This window comes from Sphaerisporangium sp. NPDC005289, assembly GCF_040607455.1.
GTDB lineage: Bacteria > Actinomycetota > Actinomycetes > Streptosporangiales > Streptosporangiaceae > Sphaerisporangium > Sphaerisporangium rhizosphaerae.
This window is the reverse complement of record NZ_JBEXGS010000059.1, coordinates 1-3,163: the sequence shown is the minus strand read 5'-3', so window position 1 is coordinate 3,163 and position 3,163 is coordinate 1. Positions and strand designations below refer to the sequence as shown.

Sequence of the window (3,163 nt, the reverse complement as noted above, 5' to 3'; positions counted from 1 at the left end):
CCCGCAACGTCGACTTCAACGGCACCCTCGCCCCCGGCGCCACCGTCGAGATCGGCTTCCAGGCCACCCACACCGGAAACACCGCCGAACCCACCGCCTTCACCCTCAACGGCGTCCCCTGCACCGTGGTCTGACCGGCAAGCGAAACACCCCGGCTGCCCGCCGTGCCGCGGTCCCGTTCGAAGCACTCGCCGTGTTCTTCGCGAACGTGAGAGTAGCCGGCCGATCGCTCTACGGTCGTGCCGGCTCAATGAGTGAAAGTTGCACCCGGTGGGCCGCCGTCGGTGCAGTTGGGGTCGCTTGGCCCGTCACGTGCGGGCCGCTCGCTTGACCGGAGGCAGGGGACTCGATCACGCTCCGCTGACCCTGTGCGTCCCGCGCACGCGACTTCGAGGAGTTCGGATGCCTGGCTTGCTCCGCCGTCGGCGGGCCGTCGTGGCGCTGTTCGCCGCCACGGCCCTGGCCGCTACGGTGATCAGCGCCGTGACGGTCGATTCGGCATCGGCGGCTACTACCGCGACCGTGAATGTTAGCGCTAACAATACTCGGGGTGTGATCCCGTCCGCCGGACATGGTGTCAACGTCGCCGTCTATGACGGGAACATGAACCATTCGGCCATACCTGGGCTGCTGCGGGACGCCGGCTTCACCGCCGTCCGCTACCCGGGCGGGTCGTACGCCGACATCTACCACTGGAAGACCAACACGGCCGACGGCGGGTACGTCGCCCCCAACACCGACTTCGACACCTACATCGGCACGGTGCGCTCGGCCGGCGCGCAGCCGGTCGTCATCGCCAACTACGGCACCGGCACCGCGCAGGAGGCGGCCGACTGGGTGCGGTACGCCAACGTCACCAAGGGCTACGGCGTCAAGTACTGGGAGGTCGGCAACGAGGTCTACGGCAACGGCCACTACGGGTCGGGGTGGGAGCAGGACAACCACTCCGACAAGAGCCCGAGAACATACGCCAACAACGTGGTGCAGTACATCTCGGCGATGAAGGCCGTCGACTCCACCATCAAGGTGGGCGTCGTGCTCACGACCCCGGGGAGCTGGCCGGACGGCATCGTCGGGTCGGGCGACAGCGCCGACTGGAACAACACGGTCATGTCGATCGTCCAGGACAAGGCCGACTTCGTCATCGTCCACTGGTACCCGGGCGCCTCCTCGGCGGCCGACAGCCTGACCAAGGTGTCGCAGATCTCGACGATCACCGGCTCGCTCCGCTCCCTGATCTCCAGATACGCCGGAAGCCGGGCCTCTTCCATCGGGATCGCGGTCACCGAGCTGAACCCCAGCTACCAGCTCAACAGCGCCACCGCCGCGTTGTTCGCCACCGACAGCTATCTGACCTGGTTCGAGAACGGGGCGATGAACCTGGACTGGTGGAATCTCCACAACGGGACCAGCCAAAGCCCCGGCAGGAACGACGACGGGACCGTCGACTACCACGACGAGGGCATCCTGTCCTCCGGCGCCTCCGGTGAGCCGGCGACCAACACGCCGTTCTCGCCGTACTACGGCCTGGCCATGGTCGGCAGGGCCGGATCCCCGGGTGACACGCTCGTGCAGGCTTCCTCGTCCAACGCGCTGCTCGCCGCGCACGCGGTGAAGACCTCCAGCGGCCTGAACGTCGTGCTGGTCAACAAGGACCTCAACAACTCCACCACGGTCTCGCTGTCCTACTCGGGGTTCTCTCCCGGCGGCAGCCCGACCATCGTGCAGTGGCAGAAGGGGAACACCTCGATCAGCACCACCACCGGTTCCTCGGCGACGTCGATCACCCTTCCCCCGTACTCCATCACCGTCCTGAAGGCCGGCGGGGGCGGCCCCAGCCCGACACCCACGCCCACCCGGACGCCGACGCCCACCCCCACGCCGACCCCCACGCCGACCCCCACGCCGACCCCCACGCCGACTCCGAGCTCGGGACAGGGGTGCACGGCCACGTACAAGGTGGTCAACTCCTGGCAGGGCGGGTTCCAGGGCGAGGTGACCGTGACCGCGAACCGGGCGGTAACCGGGTGGACGGCCACCTGGCGTTACGCCAACGGCCAGACGATCACCCAGCTCTGGAACGGCACCCTCAGCCAGTCCGGAGCCGCCGTCACCGTGGGGAACGCGAGCTACAACGGCACTCTGAGCTCCGGCGCCTCCACCACCTTCGGCTTCACCGGAACCGCCAACGGGACCAACGCCGTCCCGTCGCCCATCACCTGCACCGCGAGCTGAGCCGGCCGCGATGACGCCAGGCCCCGCCGTCGGAACCTTCCGAGGCGGGGCCCCGCGTTCTCGCCGTACGCGCCGGCCCGGTCGCCACAGAAGATCAACGCCGGTCGACGCTGGAATCGCTTGCGGGTGGCAGATCGGTCACATCCTGAGTGATCAGCTGCGACCTCATTGTTCTATGGCGGGGAGGCCTTCGAGGGTTCGGGCGCGGTCGATCATGTCTTGGATGATTTTAAAGGTCCCGTCGGAGAGGCCGGCGGCGCGTAGGGCGACTTCCTTGACCGCGTCGTCCCTCAGTGCCGAATAACTCTGGTGGCGGGGGCGCCGGGGTGGTCGATGTCACCTGAACGATGGCGATCCGGTGAGGCAGGTGGCGGCTCACCATCCGGCGGACCCGCGGTGAAAGTTTCACGACATCTCATCGCAATGTTTCGAAGGCGTCAGGGTGAGAGCCCAGGCGGCGCGCTGACGGCACCCCCGAGGCGTCCGGGATGTTCGATCCGCCTTCTTGACGCCGGGGCCTTCAGTGCATTGACTCCGCACTATCCCGCACCACGCGGGACGTCGCCCCGCTGAGCGCGGGGGGTGTGGCCAACGCCGCCACGCAGGACTCGTTCTGCTCCGGCACGACCTGCCTGATCACCGTCATCTACGACCAGACAGGACGGGGTAACCACCTCACCCAGGCGCCCGGCGGCGGGGCGGCCGGCGGCCCTGACAACCTCGCCAACGCGGCCGCGGCGCCGGTCACGGTGGGCGGGCAGAAGGCCTACGGCGTGTACGTGGCCCCGGGCACCGGCTACCGCAACAACCGGACCTCGGGCATCGCGACCGGCGACCAGCCGGAGGGCATGTACGCCATCTTCGACGGCACGCACTACAACGGTGGTTGCTGTTTCGACTACGGCAACGCCGAGACCAACAGCCGCGA

Annotated in this window: 3 protein-coding genes; all 3 read left to right on the top strand. The window is 68.1% G+C overall.

Annotation, left to right across the window (positions count from 1 at the left end; all coding sequences use genetic code 11):
- The coding region (locus tag ABZT47_RS40250; protein ID WP_354854077.1) for a cellulose binding domain-containing protein at positions 1–134 on the top strand (134 nt) is incomplete at its 5' end.
- A gap of 469 nt (positions 135–603) precedes the next feature.
- A complete protein-coding gene (locus tag ABZT47_RS40245; RefSeq protein ID WP_354854074.1) occupies positions 604–2,235 on the top strand; it encodes a cellulose binding domain-containing protein in 1,632 nt (543 codons plus the stop codon).
- Between the two features lie 584 nt (positions 2,236–2,819).
- Positions 2,820–3,163: arabinofuranosidase catalytic domain-containing protein (locus ABZT47_RS40240; protein WP_354854071.1), on the top strand; the 344-nt coding region annotated here is incomplete at its 3' end.

Coding starts and splice junctions, on each gene's coding strand:
- ABZT47_RS40245 (WP_354854074.1), top strand. CDS start 604: ATGAACCATTCGGCCATACCTGGGCTGCTGCGGGACGCCGGCTTCACC.